This is a genomic window from Prevotella sp. P5-126, from assembly GCF_002251185.1.
Taxonomy (GTDB): Bacteria; Bacteroidota; Bacteroidia; order Bacteroidales; family Bacteroidaceae; genus Prevotella.
Map to the genome: position 1 here is coordinate 1 of NZ_NPIZ01000077.1, position 1433 is coordinate 1433.

The 1433-nt window shown below is 48.2% G+C and carries 2 protein-coding genes; both read left to right on the forward strand.

What is annotated here, in order from left to right:
- The first annotated feature begins 62 nt into the window (after positions 1–62).
- Complete coding sequence (locus CIK90_RS09025; RefSeq protein WP_094439892.1) at positions 63–461, forward strand: hypothetical protein; 399 nt, start codon at positions 63–65, stop codon at positions 459–461.
- Positions 427–1419 carry a transposase gene (locus CIK90_RS09030; protein ID WP_173849331.1) on the forward strand — a complete coding sequence of 331 codons (993 nt, stop codon included), beginning with the start codon at positions 427–429 and terminating at the stop codon, positions 1417–1419. The genes CIK90_RS09025 and CIK90_RS09030 overlap by 35 nt, the downstream gene beginning before the upstream one ends.
- The last annotated feature ends 14 nt before the right edge of the window (positions 1420–1433 follow it).

Consider the following 1433-nt stretch of genomic DNA (forward strand, 5'->3'; position numbering starts at 1 on the left):
CTCAATAGATTTTTCATAGGGGTAAATGAGTATGATTCATATGAAATGCTTACCTTTGCATCATGGAAGACAAAGGTTTGCTAATGTTGGCACGTATGGTGCTGCCCAAGGAAGTGCTTGACCACTTCATCATAACTGATATTGAGTACGTTGACACGAAGGCTTATGACGAGCCTGAGATGCACATTCACCTTGACGAGAAAATACATCCAGACCTTCAGGGTGACAGTCATTTTGAATCGAAGGGTTTTATCTCTCCCGTAGAGGTGACAGACTTTCCCATCCGTGACCACAAGGTGGTACTGGTTCTGCGCCGCCGCAGGTGGATAGATACCCGCACAGGAAAGAGTTTCATTCTCCCACTGAAAGTGACAGCCGACGGCACCCGCTACTCTAAGGAGTTTGCGGCTTTTTTAAAACAGACGTATGGGGAAATCCCCAGTGACCTGCCGTACGCTTGAGGATTTCTACTACATTGACGCACATACGTTCAAGAAACAGTACAAGGAGGTTCTGAGTGGCTATCGTAGCTGGAGTGAACTGCCACACGCAGACGAATGGCTTGTGTTTCCGGAAAACATTGGCTCTCATCTGGCTATAGATGAGACAAGCCTGTCCAACGGAGAGCTGTACACTATCGTAACCAACCGTGAGCGTCATGGCGGTGAGGGGTGTCTTGTTGCAGTCGTATCCGGCACGAAGTCGGAAGATGTCATCAACGCCTTGGAGAATATTCCCGAAGAGAAACGCGAGGCAGTGACGGAGATAACACTTGACCTGTCTGACTCCATGCACAAGATTGTACGATCTGCTTTTCCGAAAGCCCAACGTGTCATTGACCGCTTTCACATTCAGAAACTTGCCTGTGATGCCGTACAGGAGATGCGTATCAGACACCGCTGGGATGCCATACAAGAAGCCAATGACGAGATGGAAAACGCCAGGCAGGAAGGGCGGGAATACGTTCCATTCCGCTATGAGAACGGCGATACAAAGAAAGAATTGCTGGCCCGTAGCAGATACCTGCTCTTCAAGTCGGCAGACAAATGGACAGACAGGCAGAAGATGAGAGCCAGAATCCTTTTCGAACTATATCCTGACCTGCAGAAGGCGTATTCGCTCTCTCATTCACTGAGGATGATCTTTGCCAAGAACACCATCAAGGATGCTGCCAGGCTCTCTATGGCCAAATGGTACAACAAGGTCGAAGAGGCTGGATTCCATTCCTTCAACGTTATTGCGGCTACGTTCTACGAACACTATGATGACATACTCAACTTCTACAATAACAGGTCGTCTAACGCAGCAGCAGAGTCTTTCAACGCCAAAGTCAAGTCCTTCAGGGCAGCACTAAGGGGAATTAGGGATGAGAAATTCTTTCTCTACAGACTTTCCATGATATACGCTTACCCCCACTAATTATCTACTGAGCC

What these genes read in the sequence shown, in the direction of transcription:
- CIK90_RS09025 (WP_094439892.1), top strand. Translation starts at nt 63, where the DNA reads ATGGAAGACAAAGGTTTGCTAATGTTGGCACGTATGGTGCTGCCCAAG.
- CIK90_RS09030 (WP_173849331.1), top strand. Translation starts at nt 427, where the DNA reads ATGGGGAAATCCCCAGTGACCTGCCGTACGCTTGAGGATTTCTACTAC.